Raw genomic sequence first — 20,039 nt, 5'->3', positions numbered from 1 at the left:
CCTGGGGAACACATGCCCAGCATGCCTATGAAACTGGCACGCACGATGCCAGTGCCACCGTGGAACTGGCTCCGCCAGGCCACGGGTGGCGTCCCCCCGCGGGGGGAAGGCGCGCAGCGCCTCAGGGGGGGCTTCACTGCGGCGCCCACTTCACACCGACGTAGACCGTGCGGCCTGCGGTGGCATAGGTGCGGGCCAGCTGGTAGTCCTTGTCGGCCAGGTTGTCGATGCGCGCCAGCAGCGTGTAGTCGCGGGCAATGCGGGTGCTGGCGTACAGGTTGACCAGCGCATAGCCGCCCAGCACATTGGTGTTGGCCACGGTGTCGAAACGGCGGCCTGATGCCTGCACCTCCGCGCCCACGGTCCAGCCCGCCAGGCGGGTGTCCGCGCCGAAGGTAGCGTGCTGCTTGGCACGGCGCGCCAGCTGCTTGCCGGTGTCCAGGTCACGCGGGCGCTGCAGGTCGATGGAGCCGTGCAATTGCACATCACCCACACGGTGTGATCCCGCAAACGTCACGCCCTTGTATTCGGCCCGGGCCGTGTTGGCGTAGCAGCCAAAGTCCGACAGGCAGGTGCCGGGGCCAGAGAACGAAATCAGGTTGCTCACACGGTTGCGAAACAGCGTGGCCGAGAACGTGCTGTTGCCCTGGGCGTAGCGCAGCGCCACTTCGGCATTGCGGCTGCTTTCCGGGCGCAGCGTGGCCACGCCGTATTCGCTGAAGCGGTGGTACAGCGTGGGCGCGCGGAAGGCCGTGCCCACCGATGCCGTAGCGCGCCACTGCGGTGTGATGGCGTAGCCGTAGGCCACGCTGCCGGTGCTCTTGCCGCCAAACTCGCTGTCGGAATCGTGGCGCAGGTTGAGCTGCACGGTGTGGCCTGCAGCGTTGTAGCCGTAGCCCAGGGCCAGCGCGTCCTGCGAGCGTTTGGCATCGATGGGGGCGTTTTCGAGGCGGTCTTCACGGCGCTCCAACGCGGCCGTGACCAGGTGCGCGCCCTGGCGCCATTCGTTCTGGAAGTAATAGCCACGCAGGCGCGTGTCGCTCAGGTAGGGCGAGGGGCGGGTTTCGTATTCATCGCGCGAGTCGGTGATGGACAGGCGCGTCTTGTAGGCGCTGCTCCACTGGGCAATCCAGTTGAGGCCCAGGGCGTGCATGGTGTGCAGGTTGCGGTCGTCCTTGCCCAGCCCGCTGTCGTAGCCGCTGTTGGAGTCATTGACCATGAGCGTTCCCTCCAGCCGGTGCGCCGCATCGACCTGCAGGCCCACGCGGGCATGGCCCGCCGTGGTGCGGTAGCCATCGCGGTCAGGGTTCTGGGTGGCCACCGTGCGGGCGTTGAAGCCCTTGCTGTCATCGCGCGCAAAGCCCAGCGCGTAGTCCACGGTGCCGCTGGCCCCGCTGATGCCGGCCTCCACCTTGGTGGTGTTGTGGTTGCCAATGCCCACGCCCACATACGGCGCCGTGCCGTTCTCGCCGCGCTTGGTGAAAATCTGCACCACGCCGCCCATGGCATCCGATCCGTATACGGCGCCTGCGGGGCCGCGCAGCACTTCGATGCGATCGATGAGGCCGAGCGGAATGCTCTCCCACGGCGCCCCCCCGGTGGACTGCGAATCGATGCGCACCCCGTCGATGTATACCGCTGTGAAGCGCGATTCAGCACCGCGCAGGAATACACCCGTGGTGGCACCCGGCCCGCCATTGCGCGAGAACTCCACGCCCGGCAGACGGGCCAGCAGGTCGGCCAGGCCGGTGGCGCCGCTGCTTTCGATGGTTTCGCGGTCCACGATGGAGATGTCGGCCACCAGGTCGGACAGCGGCTGCGGCGTGCGCGTGGCGGCCACCACGGTTTCGGCGAGCGAGGGCGCGCGCAGGTTCTGGGCCAGCAGTTCACCGGTTGCCGGGGCACTCTGGGCCAGCGCACTGCAGGCGCTGCCAACCGCCAGGGTCAACAGGGCCACACGGTGGGCAGGCAGGCGCAGCAGCGCCACGGGGCGCGCACGAAGGGTACGGATTTTCATGGGGATCATCGTCAACAAACAACCCGGGCCGGCCTCCCGCCAGCATGTGGGTGATACAGCCGCGCAGCTCCAAAAAGGGCGCACGCAGCCACCGTGTTGGCCGGTATCCGGGCTGGCGGAACACCCCCCCAATGCCTTCCCATGCGCTTGTTCAAGGCGCCCAGTGGCGTATGGATGGAGAGAGAGTCGAAAGACTCGTCCGCTGACCGTTGCGGGGGCAGCGCAGGCTGGGCGTGTACCGGTGGTACTGCGCCTCCCTGCTTCCCGTTGAACTGCGGCATGTGAACCACACCGCGAGCACCAACCGCGCGATTTTACGGCTGTTTACAGCCTGCAACCCTACAATCGGGGGCTGTATGGCAACACCGTCCCCCACCGACCAGATCGCCGAGCGCGTCGACCGCCTGCTGCTGCGCCACGCAGAACTGCAACGCACCAACGCGCTGCTGACCGATCAGGTGGCCGCGCTGACGCAAGAACGGGACTCCCTCAAATCCCGCCTCAGTGCCGCCCGCGCCCGCGTGGATGCACTGCTGGAGCGCCTGCCCGCCGCAGCCCCTGCCGCTGTCACCAAGGAAGCCGAATGAAGCAAATCGAGGTGCAGATCCTGCAGCAAAGCTACCTGCTGACCTGCCCCGAGGGCCACGAAAGCCGCCTGCTGGATGCTGTGGAGCGTGTCGATACCGCGATGATCCGCATCCGCGATGCGGGCAAGGTCCGCGCCCGCGAACGCATTGCGGTGCTGGCTGCCTTGAACCTGGCTTTCGAAATCGCCGACCGCGAGGCTGCCGACCTGGCAGCAGGTGCAGCCGCCAAAACGGCCAGCCCCGCCATCGCAACCGCTGCCAGCACGGGTACGCAGGAAACCCTCCTACCCGACGAAGACCAGCAGCGCCTTCATGCCCTGGTGCAGCGCCTGGATCAGGCATTGGGCGACGACGGCCGCCTTCTTTGACAGCCCCCCAGCACAGCGCCAAGCCTGCCGGATTGCCCCCGATCTGCACCCCTCATAGCTTACGGGCTTTACATGGCCCCAGACACTCAACCCGTGCAGGCAGCGCCTACAATGGCGGTGTCTGCGAAGCCGCCGGGCTTTATATTTCCTTGAACCAATGCTCAACGAGCTCGGGCTTGGTACATTGCCCGGTGAGCGTGATCATCTCGCGTCAGATGAACCCAACGCTTGGCTGCCCTCGCCCACCTGAACCCCCGGTTCAGGATGAGAGTCCGGTGGCATTCGCAGACACCTTCTTCTCCATGCCCCTGTCCACGCAACCCCACGCTGCAGCATCTTCGACAGGGCATCTCCCCGCCTTTCCTCCCCTCTTTCCACCCCTTTGTCTGACGTCGCGCCATGCTCGATCCCCTGCTGATTGTTGAACTCGGTGTCCTGGGCCTGGCCACAGGTTTTCTGGCGGGCCTACTGGGCATTGGCGGCGGGATGCTGCTGGTCCCGTTCTTGACCTACATCCTGGGCGCGCAAAAAGTCGCACCCGATCTGGCGGTGAAGATGGCGATTGCCACCTCGATGGCCACCATCATGTTCACGTCGATCTCCAGTGTGCGGGCCCACCACCAGCGCGGCGCCGTGCGCTGGGACATCGTCAAGCGGCTGGCGCCTGGCATCGTGCTCGGTGGTTTCATTGCGAGCCTGGGCGTGTTTGCGCTGCTCAAGGGTTCGTTCCTTGCCATCTTCTTCGCGTTGTTCGTGAGTTTTTCGGCCACACAGATGTTTCTGGACAAAAAACCAGCCCCCACGCGCCAGATGCCCGGTGGTGCAGGCCAGGTGGCGGCAGGTGGCGTGATCGGATTCCTGTCGGGCCTGGTGGGTGCTGGTGGCGGGTTCGTGAGCGTGCCGTTCATGACCTGGTGCAACGTGCCCATCCACAATGCGGTAGCCACCAGTGCGGCGCTGGGTTTTCCCATCGCACTGGCCAACGTGGTGGGCTATGTGATCGGAGGACAGAACGTGGAGGGATTGCCAACCGCCTCGCTGGGCTACATCTGGCTCCCCGCCCTGGCCGTGATAGCGACCTGCAGCGTGCTCACCGCGCCACTGGGCGCCAAAGCAGCACACAGCCTGCCAGTCAAGCAGCTCAAGCGTGTATTCGCATCGCTATTGTTCGGACTGGCGGCGTACATGCTCTGGAAGGGCATCGCGGCGTTTTAAGCGTCTCTGGACCGACCTCCATGCTACCGGGGGGCCCTAGCACCAGGTTGCCTTAGTTCTAGACCGAACTGCGCCGCCCCCGCGCATTCAAAGGCAAGGGCCTGGCAAGCATGGCGCGAAACTCCTGGGCAGGAAGCCCTGGCGCGCAGAGAAATCCCTGGTAGTGGTCGCACTGCATCTGCAGCAACACCGCCTGCTGGGTTTCTGTTTCCACCCCCTCTGCCACCACCTCAATGTGCATGGCACGCCCCATGCTGATGATGGCACTCACGATGGCCCGGTCTCCATCATCGTCGGGCAGGCCACGCACAAAGGACTGGTCGATCTTGAGCTTGTGGATCGGCAGCTTCTTCAGGTACGCCAGGCTGGAATACCCGGTGCCGAAATCGTCGATGGCGAGCCCGATGCCAAGCCCGGCGAGCACACGCAGGCGCTGCTCCATTTCCTGTGCATCCTGCAGCAGGATGGTTTCCGTCAGCTCCAGCTCCAGCAGCGTGGGCGGCAACTGGTGCACCGCCAGTAGCCGGGTGATGCGGTCCACGAAATCAGGCTGCCGGAACTCCAGCGCCGACACGTTCACCGAAATCATGATCGGCATGCCACTGTGCATCCACACCGCCGCCTCACGCACGGCCTGCTCCATGACCCACGCGCCCAGCGTCACGATGTAGCCAGACTCCTCCGCCAGGGGGATGAACTGCCCAGGTGATACTGCACCGAACTCCGGGTCGGTCCAGCGGATCAGCGCTTCGGCCCCCGTGATGCGCCCGGTGGCCATGTTGACCTGTGGTTGGTAGTGCACTGCCATGCGGTCAAGCCCCAGCGCCTGGCGCATCGCATGCTCCATCTGCATGCGCGACAGCAGATTGGCATTCATCTGCGGCTGGTAAAAGCCATAGCTACCCCGGCCGCGCTCTTTGACACGGTACATGGCCGTGTCAGCCTGCTTGATGAGATCGTCCAGCGTCGCACCGTCCTGTGGGTACAGCGCCATGCCAATGCTGCACTGGATGGAGAAGCCCATACTGTCCAGCATGAAGGGCTTGAGCATGTCGTCCAGGATGCGGCGCGCCACGCTCTCAGCCACCACGGCATCACCACCATGCAGGTAGATGACAAATTCATCGCCACCCAGTCGACACAACATGTCCGTCTGGCGCAGGCAGGCCTGCAGGCGCTCGGCCACCAGTTGCAGCACGCGGTCACCGAAAGGGTGGCCGAGGGAGTCATTGATGATCTTGAAGCGGTCGAGATCCAGAAACAGGATGGCAAAGCCCGTGTCGCTTTGGCGCGCCCCCTGGATGGCAGTGTCCACACGCTGCGACAACAGCAGACGGTTGGGCAGGCCCGTGAGTACGTCGCTGTAGGCCAGTTCCTCAATGCGCTTCTGGGCGGCGTGCTGCAGCGTCAGATCCCGCATGAAGCCGATGCTCTGCACCAGACGCTCTTCGTCGTCGCGCAGCGCCACCCATGACAACTGCACTGCGCAATAGGTGCCGTTGTCACGGGGCAGCCACAGCTCGCCTTCCCAGAAACCCTCCTTGGCCCACCCCTGCAGCACCTGCTCCATGAAAGCCGCATCCGACCCGCCACCGAACAACGACGCCGCCAGGCACCCTTCAAACGATTTGGCAGACGGCCCCACCAGCCGCTCGCAGCCTGGGTTCATGCGCAAGACCCTGTGCTGGCTGTCGGCGATGAAGATGGCGTCCAGGCTGGACTCGAACACCCGTGCGGCCAGTCTCAGGCTGGCCTGTATCTCGGTCTGGCGGGTGATGTCCCGGTACGAATACACCCGCCCCACGGGCCGCCCCTGGCTGAACTGCGGCACGGTGCGCAACTCCAGCACCAAGCCATTTCGCAACACCAGAATGTCGGTGCTCTCCTGCATCGGCTCTCGGGTGATGGCAGCCAAACGCTCCGCATAGGCACGTGCGTTCTCAACCTGGGCCTCCATGTGCGCATAGACAGCCGCATCGTCGCGCCGCACCAGCAAATCGCGCGGAATATTCCACAGTTGCGCAAGCCGCTGATTGAAAGCCCGCACCCGGCCATCGAGGCTGCACACGAGCATGCCGTCAGCGGCAGAATCCAGCGTGGCGCGCAGCTCAGACAGCAAAGTTTCCAGCTCGCGCTCGGTCGATTCCTGGACACTGCGATCCAGCATGGTCAGCATGAAGACCGTGCCAGAAGCGACCTCTGCAGGAACGCGCGTCACCTGACGATTGACCGGAACCAGGGTGCCGTCAGCGCGCAAAAGGCTGGTGTGGGAATGAATGCCATCTGCAACCACCTGGGCCGACTCCCCCCAGAACGCCATGTCCTGCGGTGTGGAGGCCAGGCGCAACACGGGCGTACCCACCATCTCGGCCACAGGCAAGCCCACCAGCCGCTGCGCGGTGGCATTCGCGTGAAGGATGAGCAGGCTGGTCTCATCGACCAGCCAGACGGCCTCCTGTAAACCGTCGAGCCAGCCGTGGGACTGCGAAACGGTCACGACCCTGCCTCTTCGGGACCGGGGCTGACCGCACGCTCGAAAAAGTAACAGATACGCTGCCGCGGAGAGAGGTAGTCCAGCGCATCGCGCGGCAGTTGCGCAGGCTTGAGGCTGCGCCGGATACCCAGCTCGGGCACAGTTTCCAGGTCCAGGATGGGAGCCTCATCCTTGGGCACCCGGGAGTCATGGACGATGACCTTGGGCCGCAGCGGACGCGAAGAGTTGACCGAGGCAACAATCGCATAGCGGTCGTTCACCAACTGGACGATGGAGCCCGGCGGGTACACCCCCATCATGCGGATGAATGCCCCGAGCACCACGGAATCGAAGCGCGCCTTGAGCTGTGCAAAGATGACCGACAAAGCCTCATGGGGTGTGAGCGCATCCACTCCATTGGCGGGATTGCACATGCGATCGTAGCGATTGACGAGGGCGAGCACCTGGCTCGCGCGCCCCAGATCGGGCCCCGACAACCGCAGTGGAAACCCACTGCCATCGGCCATCTCATGGTGCCGAGCAACGGCGGTAATCACAGATTCGGGCAGCCCCATGCGCGTGGCCAGTGTCACGGACTCACCCACATGGGTCTCGTAACGCGTACGCTCCATCGGAATCATGGAGGGCGTAGGTTGCCTGAGATTCGGTGGCAACTTGAGCTTGCCCAGATCATGAATCAGCGCGGCAATGCCAAGGTCGTGCAGCTCGGCACTTTTCATGCCCAACGCACGGCCCAGCAGCAGAGAGATCACCATCACGTTGATCGGGTGCAGGGCATTGCGCTCGCCCACCCCTTCCGACAACAGCCGGATGACAGAATCACCGTTTTCCAGGAGTTCCGCCACGCAACCTGACACCAGCGTTTCGCCTTTGGTACGGGCCTGGTCGGGGTGCTCCGAGACCACACGCTCCAGCGCCTGGTATTGCCGCGTGGCCTCCCCAAACCGCTGATTGCAGGCCGCCAGCGTCCGGTTCTGGGCCTCCAGCAATTCACGCCTGCGCTGCGCCTCTGGGTCCACCGTGGCAGTAGCTGTCGCAGCCTCAGGTGCACTCGAAGACGATGCCTTCATTTCCGGCACGCTCCAGGCTGCAGGCACGAGTTCCCTCAGTTCTGGATCGCTCTTTTTGGGAAAGTACCGCACCTCGGTGAGCCCCAGCTCACGCAAGGTGGCAATCTGCTCCGCTGCCGCCACACGAAAGCTGCTCACCGGGAACGGATGGTGCAACCAACCCACGTCGAGCTGGATGTACATGCCGACACGCAGTTGGCTGATGTCGATGAGGATGGAGGAGTTCACTTCAAGGCGTGTGAAACATGGCGACGTCAATGCCACCAATAGTTACACAGATTATCGCCAGATCGAGGGTCTTGTCGAAGGAGTGCGCCTGCGCCGCAGCGGCATGGCAACACTTGCCTTTCTCACCAAGGGCAAGCGTTGATCACCCTTGTATAGACATGGATTTACGAGGCCTCCCGAACCCCGTCGCACCGCAGCTTGCAAATCGGGGAACTGCTGGCTAGCGGCACCACAACGACGGTTTGTAGATCAGGTCCATCCAGAGTGCCCAGCTGGCCACGGCGCACAGCAAACCTCCTGCGATGCGCGTTCCCCAGTCCGCACGTTTCGCATTGACCCCTGCTTTCAGCCGAATCCACACCAAGGGCCCGCCGACCAGCCACACACCACTGCCCAGGCCAAAAAGCGCCATGCTGAGCGCCCCTTCCAGAGGCCCTCCGCTCAGCGCAGCCACGAGCAGCGCTGAGTAGAGCAGGCCACAGGGCATCAAGGCCCAAAGCCCACCAGCAACCAGAACTCCGCCTGGTGCACTGACCAGAGGCCGCACACGCGCCCATACGGTACGGCCCGCCTGCTCTACCCACTGGGGCTGGCGCGCCTGGATCACCATCATCAAACCCCACGCCATCACCGCAACATGCATCAGGGTCCACGCAGGGCGAAGTGCCACGGTCTGCTGGGTCAACCATGCCAGGCTGTCCATGGCCCATGCAGCCAAGCCACCCGCCACAGCGTACCCGGCCAAGCGGCCAGCATGAAAAGCGACGGCGCGCCGAATGACACCGCCACGGGGCACCCACTGCACCGTCTGCACCGTCTGGGGAGTTGCCTGGGGCTGCGCATCTCCACCAGCTGTGGACGCCATGCCCCCACCGCCCTGCCCGATCAATGCCCCACAAGGCGCAGAACACATGGCCAAACAATGGGACCCGCCAACGAGTCCCATCAGCAAGGCGGTTGAGGCGACCGTAGCAATCATGAGGATCAGATGATGCGCGAAAAACGGGCGCGGTTGCGGTCAGCCTGCAGGTAACGGTCAAAGACCATGGCAATGCCGCGCACAAAGAACCAGCCCATGGCAGTGACCTCGACCCCATCGGGCCGCACCACCACGAGCCCCTGCTCGGCCATGGTTTCCAGTTGCGCCAGCTCCGCAGAGAAGTAGTGGCGAAAGTCGATCAACCACGCTTGCTCCATGGGCTCAAACAACAGCTCGCCTTGGCACATCAGGGCCATGATGACCGCGCGGCGCACGAGATCGTCGCGCGTCAGGGCCAACCCACGAACGACGGGCAGGCGCCCCTGATTCAGAAAATCGTAATACTCATCCAGGGTCTTGGCATTTTGGCTGTAGGTGGCTCCGACCCGGCCAATCGCAGACACCCCCAGGCCGATCAGGTCGCAATCAGGTTGCGTACTGTAGCCCTGGAAGTTGCGGTGCAGACGCCCCTGGCGCTTGGCGACTGCCAATGCATCCTCAGGCAATGCAAAGTGGTCCATGCCCACATACACGTACCCAGCATCCATGAAGGCGTCCAGCGAGCGGGAGAGCATCGACACCTTGCCTGCAGCCGCTGGCAACTCGGCCGAAACAATACGGCGCTGAGGCTTGAAACGTTCTGGCAGATGGGCATACGCGTACAACGCGATACGGTCAGGCCGCAGCTGCGTAACCTGGGCCAGCGTGCGGTCAAACGACTCTGGCGTCTGCCGAGGCAGGCCGTAGATCAAATCCACATTGATGGATTCAAAACCCAGCGAACGTGCGGACTCCACCAGCGAAAACACCTGCTCGGCAGGCTGTATGCGGTGAACGGCCTTTTGTACCTCAGGATCGAAATCCTGCACCCCAAAGCTCAGTCGGTTGAATCCCAGTTCCGCCAGCACTGCAAGGCGGTCCGCATTGACGGTGCGAGGGTCCACCTCAATCGAATACTCCCCGCCCGGCGCCAACGAAAAGCTGCGTTTGAGCATGCCCATCAGCTCCCGCAAGCCCTCGTCCGATAGAAAAGTGGGCGTGCCGCCACCCAGGTGAAGCTGACTTACCACCTGCCCCGTGCCGCAGTGTGCTGTGTGCAAGTCAATCTCGCGGCTCAAATACCGCAAATACACCTCTGCCCGATCATGGTGTTTGGTGATGATCTTGTTGCAGGCGCAGTAGTAACAAAGAGACTCGCAAAAGGGGATGTGCACGTACAAAGACAGCGGCAAGGCCTTCGTCATGGAGCCCAGCCTGCGCTGCTCCAAGGCAAGCGCGTAGTCGTCCTGCCCGAAGGCCTCGACGAAACGGTCAGCTGTTGGGTAAGAGGTATAACGGGGCCCTGGCACGTCGAAACGGCGCAGCAGCTCGGGCGAAACAGCGGTCATGGGCAAATTCCTTGCGTACACTTCGACTGTGCCGTAAGCTGCACTCCATGTCCTTGACCTGCATCAAGTGATGGACCGGGACGAAGAGCGACAATTTGATGCACATCAGTCGCCCACCCGCACCCAAAGGCCCAGCCTGTTAGGCATATGGGGCGATATGCTCAAACCTTACCCAGCCTCTGTTCCTATGAACCCGCTCACCATCAAAGTCGCCTGCTCCAACTGCAACCTGCGCGAGCTGTGCATGCCGGTGGGGCTGAGCGAGGAACAGCTGCAACGCATTGACGAGGTCGTTGCCGTTCGCCGCAAGATCAAACGCGGTGGAACCCTTTTCCGCAACGGCGAATCCTTCACCTCGCTCTATGCCATTCGAACCGGCTTCTTCAAAACATGTGTGGCCACCGAAGACGGGCGTGACCAGGTCACGGGTTTTCAGATGGCAGGCGAGATCATCGGCCTTGATGGCATCGTGAATGACCACCACACCTGCGATGCGGTGGCCCTGGAAGACGCGGAAGTCTGCGTCATGCCGTTTGACCGCATCGAAGAACTGTCCCGCGAAGTCACCGCATTGCAGCACCATGTGCACAAGATCATGAGCCGCGAGATTGTCCGCGAGCATGGCGTGATGCTGCTCCTGGGCAGCATGCGCGCTGAGGAGCGCCTGGCCGCGTTCCTGCTCAACCTGGTTCAGCGCCTGCACGCCCGGGGGTTCTCGCAGTCCGAGCTCGTGCTGCGCATGACCCGCGAAGAGATCGGTAGCTACCTGGGCCTCAAGCTCGAAACCGTGAGCCGCACCTTCTCCAAGTTCGTGGAAGAAGGCATTGTCGAGGTCAAGCAGCGCCATGTGCGCATCCTGGAGACCGAGGCCCTCAAGCGCATCGTGAACAACCAGCAAGCCTGCCACTGAACCTGCTGTCGTCTGCCATCCTGGCAGTCCTTACCACATTACCTTTGCCAATAGGTGGCACTACCGCTCAAGGGCACGATGATGTCTTGCGGCAGTCATCGGGACGCTCGCCTTCGGGAACCGGGCAACGGTTAAGTTCAAACGGTGACATGGCCAGCAGCGTGGTCAACGCGCTGGATGCCATCGTGATCATCCAGAACGCAAAAAAGGCCAGCGTGTACACGCCCTGCCGTGACAATGCCAACGGCTGCCCAAACCAGTGAAGGTCTTGCGGGTCCACCATCGCAAAAACCAGCATTTCCATCACACCGGCCATCAAAAAGGCCGGCCATGCAATCCACATCACGCGTTGCATCCACATTGGTTTGTCTCCTGGTAAGGCCGTGTAGGCAAGCCGCCCGGCCAAGTGGGTTCAGCGCGGCTGGTCCTGGACCGGGGTGGCCGCGTGGTTGCGGCCCTTCATGGCTGGCAACAGGCTTTTTTCTGGGGTGGCCAGTGTCTTGTTGATCTCGATGCCCTGGCGGTAATAATCTTCCGCGACCACAGGGTCGGGGCGCGATATCGCGAGCCACAGGGTCACAAACCCTGCAATGATCACGATCACGGGACCGGCGATGATCAGCCACACATGGCCAAACCTCCACCAGGGTGCAGCGGCAGAAGGGGCAGTGCCGAGGGCGGAACTGGATGGCATGGTGCTTACTCCTCAAAAATTATCTTGCTCAAAGCAAGACCCGCGAAGGTCTTGCACCCGGGCGCGCGCTGCGTTATCGCGGCACCAGAAACACGGATTTCTCGCTCACATGGGCGTCCGCGCCCAAGGCCTGCACATCGAACTGCACGGCATGTGATCCTGAAGGGGCTGATCCATAGGGTATCTGCAGACGGACGGCCACCCACCGGGACTCCGCCGCACCGATGTCCACCTCGGAATCAGAAGCGACTTCCAGCCCTTCAAGGCCACGCACACTGATGCGATAGCGCTGGGGGCCTTCAGTGGCGTTCATGATCTGCAGGCGGTAGATGTTCTCCAGCTTTCCACCCGCCACGATGCGCGACAGCGCCGCCCGATCACGCACCACATCCACCTTCAAAGGCGTGCGTGTGACAAGGCTGGCCATCATGCCTACGCACAGGGCCACCAGGACCGCGCTGTATATCAGCACTCGTGGCCGCAGCACACGGCGCAGGATCTGCGACTGACTCCACCGTTTGGCCACGCCGTTCTGCGTAGAAAACCGGATGAGCCCGCGCGGATACTGCATCTTGTCCATCACGGTATTGCAGGCGTCCACGCACAGGCCGCAGCCGATGCATTCGTACTGCAAGCCCTTGCGAATGTCGATGCCCACAGGGCACACCTGCACACACAGCGAGCAGTCAATGCAATCGCCCAACCCCTGGGCCTTGTAGTCGATGTTCTTCTTGCGCGGCCCACGCTGCTCACCGCGTTCTGGGTCGTAGGTAACGATCAGCGTGTCCTTGTCAAACATGGCGCTCTGAAAGCGCGCATAGGGACACATGTATTTGCACACCTGTTCGCGCATATAGCCGGCATTGCCATAGGTGGCAAAGCCATAGAACAGTACCCAGAAAATCTGCCAGCCACCCTGCACCGCCAGCAGCTCTGCCCCGAGTTCGCGGATGGGCACGAAATAGCCCACGAACGTGAACCCCGTCCACAACGCCACGGCAATCCAGATGACCTGCTTGAAAAACTTCTTGCGAACCTTCTCGAAGGTCCAGGGCCCATTGTCCAGTCGAAGCCGCGCACTGCGATCGCCTTCGATCTTGTGCTCGATCCACATGAACATTTCGGTGTAGACCGTTTGCGGGCACGCAAATCCACACCAAAGCCGCCCCGCCACTGCCGTAAACAGGAACAGCGACAACGCCGAGATGATGAGCAGGCCCGTAAGGTAAATGAAATCCTGGGGGTACAGAACCAGGCCGAAGATGTAGAACCGCCGAGCCCCCAGATCAAACAGCACCATCTGGCGCTGCCCCCATTCAAACCAGGGCAGCCCGTAGAAAACGATCTGCGTGAGAAACACCATCCCCCAGCGCCAACGCGCGAACAGGCCACTGATGGAACGCGGGTAGATCTTCTTTTGCGCTTCGTACAGGGAAACAATCTCGCCCTGTGATGAGGCATCGGACGCAACCGGCGCTATCGGGATGACCTTGCGAGCAGGCTCGCTGGGTGGGTTCATGATGGTATCGGTCCGTTTGCTTCGTGGTTCTCAGTTTGCGCTGCCCCCTGGAGCAGTGCCTAGGCACTGCTCCAAGTGGCCAAGGCTCAGCGTGCAGCGGCCTGGGTGCCGTTCGACAAGCCCCAGACATAGGCCGACAGCACACCGATCTGCGCTTCTGTCAGCTTGTCCGCCTGTGCGGGCATCTGGTTGACCTTGCCGTTGTTGACCATGGCAGTGATGGCCGCCTCGCCCCAGCCATGCAGCCAGATGTCGTCGGTCAGGTTGGGTGCACCCAGTGCCTGATTACCCTTGCCGTCCATTCCGTGGCAGGCTGCACACGCCGTGAACTTGGACTTGCCCAACGAAGCACGCAGCGAGTCATGCGGGCTGCCCGAAAGACTCAGCACATAGTGCGAAAGATTGCGCACATCTTCGGGGGAGCCCACTGCGGCAGCCATGGGAGGCATGTTGCCGATACGGCCCTTCTCGATGGTTTCACGGATCTTCTCGGGTGCACCGCCATGCAACCAATCGCCATCAGCCAGATTGGGGAAACCCTTGCTACCCCGGGCGTCCGAGCCATGGCACTGCGCGCAGTTGTTCATGAACAGGCGCTCGCCAATGGCCTGGGCCTGAGGATCCTTGGCAATGTCTTCCGGCTTCATCGAGGCAAACCGGGCATACAGCGGCTCCAGCTCGGCCTTGGCCTTGGCCATCTCAGCCTCGTATTCACCCTTCTGTGTCCAGTTGAGCTTGCCGGAAAAGCTGCCCAGGCCTGGATAGGCGGCCAGGTAGCCCAGGCCGAAGATGATGGTGATGACAAACAGCCACACCCACCAGCGTGGCAGGGGGTTGTTCATCTCGACCAGGTCTTCGTCCCAGACGTGGCCGGTAGTGTTGTCGGACGTGGCCATCACCTTCTTGCGGCCTGCCATCCAAAGCAGAATGCCGCAGGCGATGATGCCGACCAGGGTCAGCGTGGTCACAAAGACCGACCAGAAATTGCTGGTGAAGTCACTCATGGGGTGTTCTCGTTCTGGTGAAGGTCAATCTTGCTCGAAAGGCAGCTGGGCGGCCTCGTCGAACCGGGCCTTGTTGCGGCCTCGGTAGGCCCAGACCCAGATGCCAATGAAACAGGCCATTGAAGCCAGCGTGGCCACAATGCGCATGGTGGTGATGTCCATGGGGATATCTCCTTTACTTGAGCGCGCGGCCCATGACTTGCAGGTACGCAATCAGCGCTTCCATCTCCGTCTTGCCCTTGACATCAGCGGCAGACGCAGCGATCTGTTCGTCGGTGTACGGCACACCCACAGTGCGCAGGGCCTTCATGCGCGGCGCCACGCTAGCGGGGTCCACGGCGTTCTTCTCCAGCCAGGGGTAGGCAGGCATGTTCGATTCGGGCACCACATCACGCGGGTTGTTCAGGTGGATGCGGTGCCATTCGTCGCTGTACTTGCCTCCCACGCGGTGCAGGTCGGGGCCTGTGCGCTTGCTGCCCCACTGGAAGGGGTGGTCGTACACAAACTCACCCGCCACCGAATAGTGCCCATAGCGCAGGGTTTCAGCGCGGAACGGGCGGATCATCTGCGAGTGGCAGTTGTAGCAACCTTCACGGATGTAGACGTCGCGGCCCACGAGTTGCATGGCGTTGTAAGGCTCCACGCCCTTGACCGCCTCGGTTGTGGACTTCTGGAAGAACAGTGGCACGATCTCTACCAGGCCGCCGATGGCGATGACCAGGAGGATCAGCACGATCATCAGGAAGTTGTTGGTTTCCACCTTTTCATGGGAGAAGCCGGTCGAATTCGATGGGTTGTTGTTAGACATGAGTTATCTCCTTCGGCTCAGGCGTGGGCCGCATTCACGGCAGGGATCGCCACCTTGACCGAACGGCCCGAGATCGCTGTCATCCACACGTTCCAGGCCATGACCAACATGCCACCCAGATACAGCAGGCCACCGGCCACGCGGATCACATAGAACGGATAGGTCGCCTTCACGCTTTCCACAAAGGTGTAGGTGAGCGTGCCGTCGGGGTTGATGGCGCGCCACATCAGGCCTTGCATCACACCGGCAATCCACATCGCGGCGATGTACAGCACGATGCCGATGGTGGCCATCCAGAAGTGCAGCTCAATGGCCTTGATGGAGTGCATCTTTTCGCGGCCAAACAGTCGGGGCACCAGGTAGTACAGCGAGCCCATCGAGATCAGCCCCACCCAGCCCAACGCGCCAGAGTGCACGTGGCCCACGGTCCAGTCGGTGTAGTGACTCAGGGCGTTGACGGTCTTGATGGACATCATCGGACCTTCGAACGTGGACATGCCGTAGAACGACAGCGACACGATCAGGAAACGCAGGATGGGGTCGTCACGCAGCTTGTGCCATGCGCCCGACAGGGTCATGATGCCGTTGATCATCCCGCCCCAGCTGGGTGCCAGCAGGATCAGCGAGAACACCATGCCCACCGATTGCGTCCAGTCAGGCAGCGCGGTGTAGTGCAGGTGGTGAGGGCCGGCCCACATGTAGGTGAAGATCAAGGCCCAGAAGTGCACGATCGACAGGCGATACGAATACACGGGTCGTCCCGCCTGCTTGGGGATGAAGTAGTACATCATGCCCAGGAAGCCTGCGGTCAGGAAGAAGCCCACGGCGTTGTGGCCATACCACCACTGCACCATGGCATCCTGCACACCGGCGTAGGCCGAGTAGCTCTTCATGAGGTCAGCCGGGATCGCAGCGCTGTTGACCACGTGCAGCAATGCCACAGCCAGGATGAACGCGCCAAAGAACCAGTTGGCCACATAGATGTGCTTGACCTTGCGCACACCGATGGTGCCAAAGAACACGATGGCATAGGACACCCATACCAGCGTGATCAGGATGTCAATCGGCCATTCGAGTTCAGCGTATTCCTTGCCCTGGGTGTAGCCCATTGGCAGGCTGATGACGGCCCCGGCAATGACCAGCACCCATCCCCAGAAGGTGAAGGCCGCCAGGGGCCCGGCAAACAGGCGAACCTGGCAGGTGCGCTGCACCACGTAGTAACTGGTGGCGAACAGCGCACTGCCACCAAACCCAAAGATCACCGCATTGGTGTGCAAGGGTCGCAAGCGGCCATAACTGAGCCACGGAATGCCAAAGTTGAGTTCAGGCCAGGCAAGCTGGGCGGCGATGATGACGCCCACCAGCATGCCAACCACCCCCACAACCACGGCCAGGATAGAAAACTGCCGCACCACTGTATCGTTGTAGTGCGCAGCATTTGTTTTTGGAGAATCCATCGGGCACCTCTTTGTAATGCAGTAAGAGTTTGTTGCAGTCAGCTTTTTTGGGCATTGACACAAGTCAACCGTCTCGGAGAATCCGCTCTCCCTCTTGCTCGACACTCTCGAACTGGCCGTGGTAGACCGCCCACCACAGGCCCGCCAGAATCATCAGCACCAGCACCACGGACAGTGGAATCAGCAGATAAAGAATGTCCATCAGGCAGCCTCCAGCCAGCTTGTTTTTGAGATATCAATCGGCACAGCGCCCTGTTGTGGCCGCAGGTCTTCGCCTTGCGCAGGCAAAGCCGGCAGGTCGCGCGCAAGGCGCGCGGCATTGAGCACCACCAGCAGCGAGCTGAGCGCCATGCCCAGCCCGGCCAACCAGGCTGGCATCCAGCCCACCACCGCCAGCGGAACACACAACGCGTTGTAGCCGGCAGCCCACCACAGGTTCTGGCGCACCACACGCAAGGTACGGCGCGCCAGCAGCACGGTCTGGGGCACCAGTGCCAAGCTGTCGCCCAGCACCACAAAATCGGCCTGCGACTGCGCCAGCGGCACCGCACGGCCAAATGCAAACGAAACATGGGCCCCTGCCAGCACCGGGCCATCGTTCAGCCCATCGCCCACCATGGCCACTTGGTGGCCACCGGCCTGCAAGGACTGCAACGCAGCCAGCTTGCCCTGGGGCGTGCACTCGCCCGCCGCCTGGGCAATGCCCGCTTGCGCCGCCACACGTTGCACCGCGCCCACGCGGTCGCCCGACAGCAGTTGCACCGCCACGCCGCCCCGCTCCAGAGCAGCCACTACCGCAGGAGCCTCCGCGCGCAGGTCCTCCACCAGATCGAAGCGGGCCAGCTCGGACACTGCGCCGCTGACATGCTGCTCCGACAGCACCACCTGCAGCGCCGACCCCACTTCTTCAGGCGCCACGCGTGCATGGTGCGCAGACCCCAGCCGGACCTGGCGCGCGGGCTGTCCGGCCCCCAATCTGTCGTGCACCCTGGCCACCAGGCCCTGCCCGGCTTCTTCCTGCAGATCGGTCACCGCCCAGCGACCATCATCCAGCGCAGCAGCCGCAGCCACCACGGCTCGCGATGCAGGATGCATCGAGTGGCGCGCCAGAGACGCCGCCAGAGCCAACACCTCTTCCGTGCTCCATCCATGGGCGGTGTGTACAGCCTGCAAGGCCATGCCGTCCCGCGTGAGCGTGCCGGTCTTGTCGAACACCACGGTGTCCACATGGGCCAGCGCCTCCAGCCCCTGCAGGTTGCGCACCAGCACACCATGGCGCGCCAGCGTGCCAGCGGCGGTGAGCATGGCCACCGGCGTGGCCAGCGACAGCGCGCAGGGGCAGGTGACGATGAGCACAGCCACCGCCACCATCAATGCATGCCCCGGGTCGGACGGCCACCAGTACACCGCAGCCAGGCCCGCTGCCACGAGCACCGCCACCAGAAACGGCCGCGCAATGCGATCCGCCAATTGGGCAAGGCGTGGCTTTTGCAGCGACGCGCTTTCCATCAGCGCCACGATCTGTGCAAAGCGGGTCTGCCCGCCCGTGCCTTCCACATGCACCTCCACCGGCGCCTGCAGGTTGTAGCTGCCCGCCGTGACCGTGCTGCCCACGGGGCGCGCCACGGGGGTGGACTCGCCCGTCAGCAGGGATTCATCGGCGTGCGTGCTGCCCAGCGTAATGCGCCCATCGGCCGGAAACGCCTCACCCGGCAGCACACGGATGGTGTCTCCCGCCACCACACGGCGCGTGGCCACGCGTACAAAGCTGCCATCGGCCGTGCGCCGCTCCACGCTATCAGGCAGACGGTTCATCACAGCTTCCAGCGCACCGGCGGTGCGGTCGCGCAGGCGCAGCTCCAGCCAGCGGCCCGTGAGCAGGAAGAAAACAAACATCGTCAGCGAGTCGTAGTACACCTCCTTGCCAAAGATGCCTACAGGGTCGAAGGTGCCCGCCGTGCTCACCACAAAGGTGATGGCCATGCCCAGCGCCACGGGCAGGTCCATGCTGACGCGGCGCAGGCGAATATCGCGCAGCGCACTGCTGAAGAACGGCCCACACGAGAACACCACCATGGGCAGCGTGATGACCCACGAGGCCCAGCGCAGCAGTTGCTCCATCTCCCCCGTCAGGTCGCCAGGTTGCGCCACGTACGCGGGCCACGCGTACATCATCACCTGCATCATGCAAAAGCCTGCCACCAGCCAGCGCCACAGGGCACGGCGGTTCTCACGCTGGCGCTGCTCGCGCGCAAAGGCATCCATGGCGGGCATGGCGCGGTAGCCTGCCTTGTGCACAGCGCCCATCCACTGCGAGGGCTGCACCTGGGAGGGCTGCCACACCACGCGCGCACGGCGCGTGGCAGCGCTCACATCCGCCTGCAGCACGCCGGGCACCCTGCGCAGGGCATCTTCGATGGTGAGGGCACAGGCCGCGCAGTGCATGCCTTCCAGCACCACCTGGGAGTCCCAGGCACAGCTGGCGGGATCTTTGGCAGCCTGGCCCGTTGGCCCCACAGGCCGACCGAACGCCGACCACTCCTGCGGGTCGTCCAGCAGCACGGCTTGCGCGGCAGGCTCCGCATTGGAAACAGCATCGGGCGGATGTGCCGGGGAGGAGGCCGGCGCACCGGGTCGAAACATTGACATGGTTCAAGCCTATCGTTCGGACATGACAGGTACATTGACCTGCATCAAGTCCCAGAACATGATTCATCCTAAGCTTGTTCCATCACTTTGAGGAGACCTTTATGTACAAACGCATCCTGATCGCAACGGACGGCTCACCCCTTTCCGACAAGGCCGTGGAACACGGACTGTCGCTGGCCGCGCTCACCGGCGCCTCTGCCGTGGCCCTCAAGGTGGTGCCCCGCTACCCCCGCAGTTACTTCGAGGGCGGCATGCCCGTCGATACCAACGACGTCAAGCGCATCGAAACCCAATGGGGCGATGCGGCACAGGCCATGGTCGATGGCGTGAAGGCCCAGGGCGACGCCCAAGGCGTGGCAGTCAAGGCCGTCATCGCCAAGTCCGACCTCGTGGCCGAAGCCATCATCTCGGCCGCCAAGAAGCACAAGTGCGACCTGATCGTGATGGCATCGCACGGCCGCAAGGGCCTCAAGCGCCTGTTGTTGGGCAGTGAGACGCAGCATGTGCTGACGCACTCGCACATCCCCGTTTTGGTGCTGCGTTGAGCATCAAAACAGGGCCTAGCGCTTATTCATAAAGCGCTTTAAGCTATTAAATACATAGCAATCCTCGCAAAGGCAAGACGCCTTCTCGGGGTTTTTTCATTCCCGGC

At 62.8% G+C, this 20,039-nt stretch carries 20 protein-coding genes and 1 riboswitch; of the genes, 6 read left to right on the top strand and 14 right to left on the bottom strand.

The window, feature by feature from the left end:
- Nucleotides 1–133: 133 nt before the first annotated feature.
- The gene (locus LPA35_RS01470; RefSeq protein WP_228894599.1) at nucleotides 134–2,017 is read right to left on the bottom strand and encodes a TonB-dependent receptor domain-containing protein; all 1,884 of its coding nucleotides are present in this window, start codon (nucleotides 2,015–2,017) and stop codon (nucleotides 134–136) included.
- Between the two features lie 80 nt (nucleotides 2,018–2,097).
- A riboswitch (cobalamin riboswitch) is annotated at nucleotides 2,098–2,337 on the bottom strand.
- 36 nt (nucleotides 2,338–2,373) lie between these two features.
- On the opposite strand from LPA35_RS01470, the gene LPA35_RS01465 reads away from it, so the two are divergent.
- The 3 genes from LPA35_RS01465 to LPA35_RS01455 all read left to right on the top strand — a co-directional run bounded on the left by LPA35_RS01465 (nucleotide 2,374) and on the right by LPA35_RS01455 (nucleotide 4,187).
- The gene (locus LPA35_RS01465; protein ID WP_055395219.1) at nucleotides 2,374–2,604 is read left to right on the top strand and encodes a hypothetical protein; all 231 of its coding nucleotides are present in this window, start codon (nucleotides 2,374–2,376) and stop codon (nucleotides 2,602–2,604) included.
- Entirely contained in the window at nucleotides 2,601–2,972 is a 372-nt protein-coding gene (locus LPA35_RS01460; protein WP_228894598.1) for a cell division protein ZapA, read from the top strand. The genes LPA35_RS01465 and LPA35_RS01460 overlap by 4 nt, the downstream gene beginning before the upstream one ends.
- A 399-nt stretch (nucleotides 2,973–3,371) precedes the next feature.
- A complete protein-coding gene (locus LPA35_RS01455; RefSeq protein WP_055395215.1) occupies nucleotides 3,372–4,187 on the top strand; it encodes a sulfite exporter TauE/SafE family protein in 816 nt (271 codons plus the stop codon).
- 58 nt (nucleotides 4,188–4,245) lie between these two features.
- On the opposite strand, the gene LPA35_RS01450 is transcribed toward LPA35_RS01455, so the two are convergent.
- Both LPA35_RS01450 and LPA35_RS01445 read right to left on the bottom strand, forming a co-directional pair.
- Nucleotides 4,246–6,684 (bottom strand): bifunctional diguanylate cyclase/phosphodiesterase, encoded by a 2,439-nt coding sequence (locus tag LPA35_RS01450; RefSeq protein WP_055395213.1) that lies wholly within the window; start codon nucleotides 6,682–6,684, stop codon nucleotides 4,246–4,248.
- The gene (locus LPA35_RS01445) at nucleotides 6,681–7,979 is read right to left on the bottom strand and encodes an HD-GYP domain-containing protein (RefSeq protein WP_055395211.1); all 1,299 of its coding nucleotides are present in this window, start codon (nucleotides 7,977–7,979) and stop codon (nucleotides 6,681–6,683) included. Before LPA35_RS01445 ends, LPA35_RS01450 begins: the two co-directional genes overlap by 4 nt.
- A 10-nt stretch (nucleotides 7,980–7,989) precedes the next feature.
- On the opposite strand from LPA35_RS01445, the gene LPA35_RS26055 reads away from it, so the two are divergent.
- Complete coding sequence (locus LPA35_RS26055; protein WP_255577649.1) at nucleotides 7,990–8,121, top strand: hypothetical protein; 132 nt, start codon at nucleotides 7,990–7,992, stop codon at nucleotides 8,119–8,121.
- Nucleotides 8,122–8,199: 78 nt separating this feature from the next.
- Here the strand turns inward: LPA35_RS26055 and LPA35_RS01440 are convergent, their stop codons facing one another.
- Together LPA35_RS01440 and hemN are read right to left on the bottom strand one after the other, a co-directional pair.
- On the bottom strand, nucleotides 8,200–8,958 hold the full coding sequence (locus LPA35_RS01440; RefSeq protein ID WP_228894597.1) for a sulfite exporter TauE/SafE family protein: 759 nt from the start codon (nucleotides 8,956–8,958) through the stop codon (nucleotides 8,200–8,202).
- 5 nt (nucleotides 8,959–8,963) lie between these two features.
- Entirely contained in the window at nucleotides 8,964–10,346 is a 1,383-nt protein-coding gene (hemN, locus tag LPA35_RS01435) for an oxygen-independent coproporphyrinogen III oxidase (protein WP_055395207.1), read from the bottom strand.
- A 187-nt stretch (nucleotides 10,347–10,533) separates the two neighbouring features.
- Between hemN and fnr the strand changes: the two genes are divergently transcribed.
- Entirely contained in the window at nucleotides 10,534–11,256 is a 723-nt protein-coding gene (fnr, locus tag LPA35_RS01430; RefSeq protein ID WP_218299410.1) for a fumarate/nitrate reduction transcriptional regulator Fnr, read from the top strand.
- A 67-nt stretch (nucleotides 11,257–11,323) separates the two neighbouring features.
- On the opposite strand, the gene LPA35_RS01425 is transcribed toward fnr, so the two are convergent.
- The 9 genes from LPA35_RS01425 to LPA35_RS01385 all read right to left on the bottom strand — a co-directional run bounded on the left by LPA35_RS01425 (nucleotide 11,324) and on the right by LPA35_RS01385 (nucleotide 19,381).
- Nucleotides 11,324–11,617 (bottom strand): hypothetical protein, encoded by a 294-nt coding sequence (locus tag LPA35_RS01425; protein WP_055395203.1) that lies wholly within the window; start codon nucleotides 11,615–11,617, stop codon nucleotides 11,324–11,326.
- Between the two features lie 51 nt (nucleotides 11,618–11,668).
- Nucleotides 11,669–11,950, bottom strand: a complete 282-nt coding sequence (locus LPA35_RS01420; RefSeq protein ID WP_055395201.1) for a FixH family protein — start codon at nucleotides 11,948–11,950, stop codon at nucleotides 11,669–11,671.
- 73 nt (nucleotides 11,951–12,023) lie between these two features.
- Nucleotides 12,024–13,469, bottom strand: a complete 1,446-nt coding sequence (gene ccoG, locus LPA35_RS01415; RefSeq protein ID WP_228894596.1) for a cytochrome c oxidase accessory protein CcoG — start codon at nucleotides 13,467–13,469, stop codon at nucleotides 12,024–12,026.
- Between the two features lie 86 nt (nucleotides 13,470–13,555).
- Nucleotides 13,556–14,473 carry a cytochrome-c oxidase, cbb3-type subunit III gene (gene ccoP, locus LPA35_RS01410; protein WP_055395196.1) on the bottom strand — a complete coding sequence of 306 codons (918 nt, stop codon included), beginning with the start codon at nucleotides 14,471–14,473 and terminating at the stop codon, nucleotides 13,556–13,558.
- A 24-nt stretch (nucleotides 14,474–14,497) separates the two neighbouring features.
- Nucleotides 14,498–14,635: a cbb3-type cytochrome c oxidase subunit 3 gene (locus LPA35_RS01405; protein WP_055395194.1), complete on the bottom strand. Its 138-nt coding sequence runs from the start codon at nucleotides 14,633–14,635 to the stop codon at nucleotides 14,498–14,500.
- A gap of 13 nt (nucleotides 14,636–14,648) precedes the next feature.
- On the bottom strand, nucleotides 14,649–15,281 hold the full coding sequence (gene ccoO / locus LPA35_RS01400; RefSeq protein ID WP_055395192.1) for a cytochrome-c oxidase, cbb3-type subunit II: 633 nt from the start codon (nucleotides 15,279–15,281) through the stop codon (nucleotides 14,649–14,651).
- Nucleotides 15,282–15,298: 17 nt separating this feature from the next.
- Nucleotides 15,299–16,738 carry a cytochrome-c oxidase, cbb3-type subunit I gene (gene ccoN / locus LPA35_RS01395; protein WP_055395190.1) on the bottom strand — a complete coding sequence of 480 codons (1,440 nt, stop codon included), beginning with the start codon at nucleotides 16,736–16,738 and terminating at the stop codon, nucleotides 15,299–15,301.
- Nucleotides 16,739–16,802: 64 nt separating this feature from the next.
- The gene (gene ccoS, locus LPA35_RS01390) at nucleotides 16,803–16,940 is read right to left on the bottom strand and encodes a cbb3-type cytochrome oxidase assembly protein CcoS (RefSeq protein ID WP_008906189.1); all 138 of its coding nucleotides are present in this window, start codon (nucleotides 16,938–16,940) and stop codon (nucleotides 16,803–16,805) included.
- On the bottom strand, nucleotides 16,940–19,381 hold the full coding sequence (locus LPA35_RS01385; protein WP_228895905.1) for a cation-translocating P-type ATPase: 2,442 nt from the start codon (nucleotides 19,379–19,381) through the stop codon (nucleotides 16,940–16,942). The genes ccoS and LPA35_RS01385 overlap by 1 nt, the downstream gene beginning before the upstream one ends.
- A gap of 107 nt (nucleotides 19,382–19,488) precedes the next feature.
- Between LPA35_RS01385 and LPA35_RS01380 the strand changes: the two genes are divergently transcribed.
- Nucleotides 19,489–19,932: a universal stress protein gene (locus LPA35_RS01380; protein WP_055395188.1), complete on the top strand. Its 444-nt coding sequence runs from the start codon at nucleotides 19,489–19,491 to the stop codon at nucleotides 19,930–19,932.
- The last annotated feature ends 107 nt before the right edge of the window (nucleotides 19,933–20,039 follow it).

Origin of the sequence: Acidovorax sp. Leaf73, assembly GCF_916855635.1 — a bacterium.
Lineage (GTDB): Bacteria > Pseudomonadota > Gammaproteobacteria > Burkholderiales > Burkholderiaceae_C > Acidovorax > Acidovorax facilis.
Note: the sequence above shows the minus strand (reverse complement) of the source record. Positions and strands in the feature narration are given on the sequence as shown.

Coding starts and splice junctions, on each gene's coding strand:
- hemN (WP_055395207.1), bottom strand. CDS start 10,346: ATGACCGCTGTTTCGCCCGAGCTGCTGCGCCGTTTCGACGTGCCAGGG.
- LPA35_RS01465 (WP_055395219.1), top strand. CDS start 2,374: ATGGCAACACCGTCCCCCACCGACCAGATCGCCGAGCGCGTCGACCGC.
- ccoP (WP_055395196.1), bottom strand. CDS start 14,473: ATGAGTGACTTCACCAGCAATTTCTGGTCGGTCTTTGTGACCACGCTG.
- ccoG (WP_228894596.1), bottom strand. CDS start 13,469: ATGAACCCACCCAGCGAGCCTGCTCGCAAGGTCATCCCGATAGCGCCG.
- ccoO (WP_055395192.1), bottom strand. CDS start 15,281: ATGTCTAACAACAACCCATCGAATTCGACCGGCTTCTCCCATGAAAAG.
- LPA35_RS01470 (WP_228894599.1), bottom strand. CDS start 2,017: ATGAAAATCCGTACCCTTCGTGCGCGCCCCGTGGCGCTGCTGCGCCTG.
- LPA35_RS01455 (WP_055395215.1), top strand. CDS start 3,372: ATGCTCGATCCCCTGCTGATTGTTGAACTCGGTGTCCTGGGCCTGGCC.
- ccoN (WP_055395190.1), bottom strand. CDS start 16,738: ATGGATTCTCCAAAAACAAATGCTGCGCACTACAACGATACAGTGGTG.
- LPA35_RS01425 (WP_055395203.1), bottom strand. CDS start 11,617: ATGTGGATGCAACGCGTGATGTGGATTGCATGGCCGGCCTTTTTGATG.
- LPA35_RS01385 (WP_228895905.1), bottom strand. CDS start 19,381: ATGTTTCGACCCGGTGCGCCGGCCTCCTCCCCGGCACATCCGCCCGAT.
- fnr (WP_218299410.1), top strand. CDS start 10,534: ATGAACCCGCTCACCATCAAAGTCGCCTGCTCCAACTGCAACCTGCGC.
- LPA35_RS01440 (WP_228894597.1), bottom strand. CDS start 8,958: ATGATTGCTACGGTCGCCTCAACCGCCTTGCTGATGGGACTCGTTGGC.
- LPA35_RS01405 (WP_055395194.1), bottom strand. CDS start 14,635: ATGGACATCACCACCATGCGCATTGTGGCCACGCTGGCTTCAATGGCC.
- ccoS (WP_008906189.1), bottom strand. CDS start 16,940: ATGGACATTCTTTATCTGCTGATTCCACTGTCCGTGGTGCTGGTGCTG.
- LPA35_RS01420 (WP_055395201.1), bottom strand. CDS start 11,950: ATGCCATCCAGTTCCGCCCTCGGCACTGCCCCTTCTGCCGCTGCACCC.
- LPA35_RS01460 (WP_228894598.1), top strand. CDS start 2,601: ATGAAGCAAATCGAGGTGCAGATCCTGCAGCAAAGCTACCTGCTGACC.
- LPA35_RS01380 (WP_055395188.1), top strand. CDS start 19,489: ATGTACAAACGCATCCTGATCGCAACGGACGGCTCACCCCTTTCCGAC.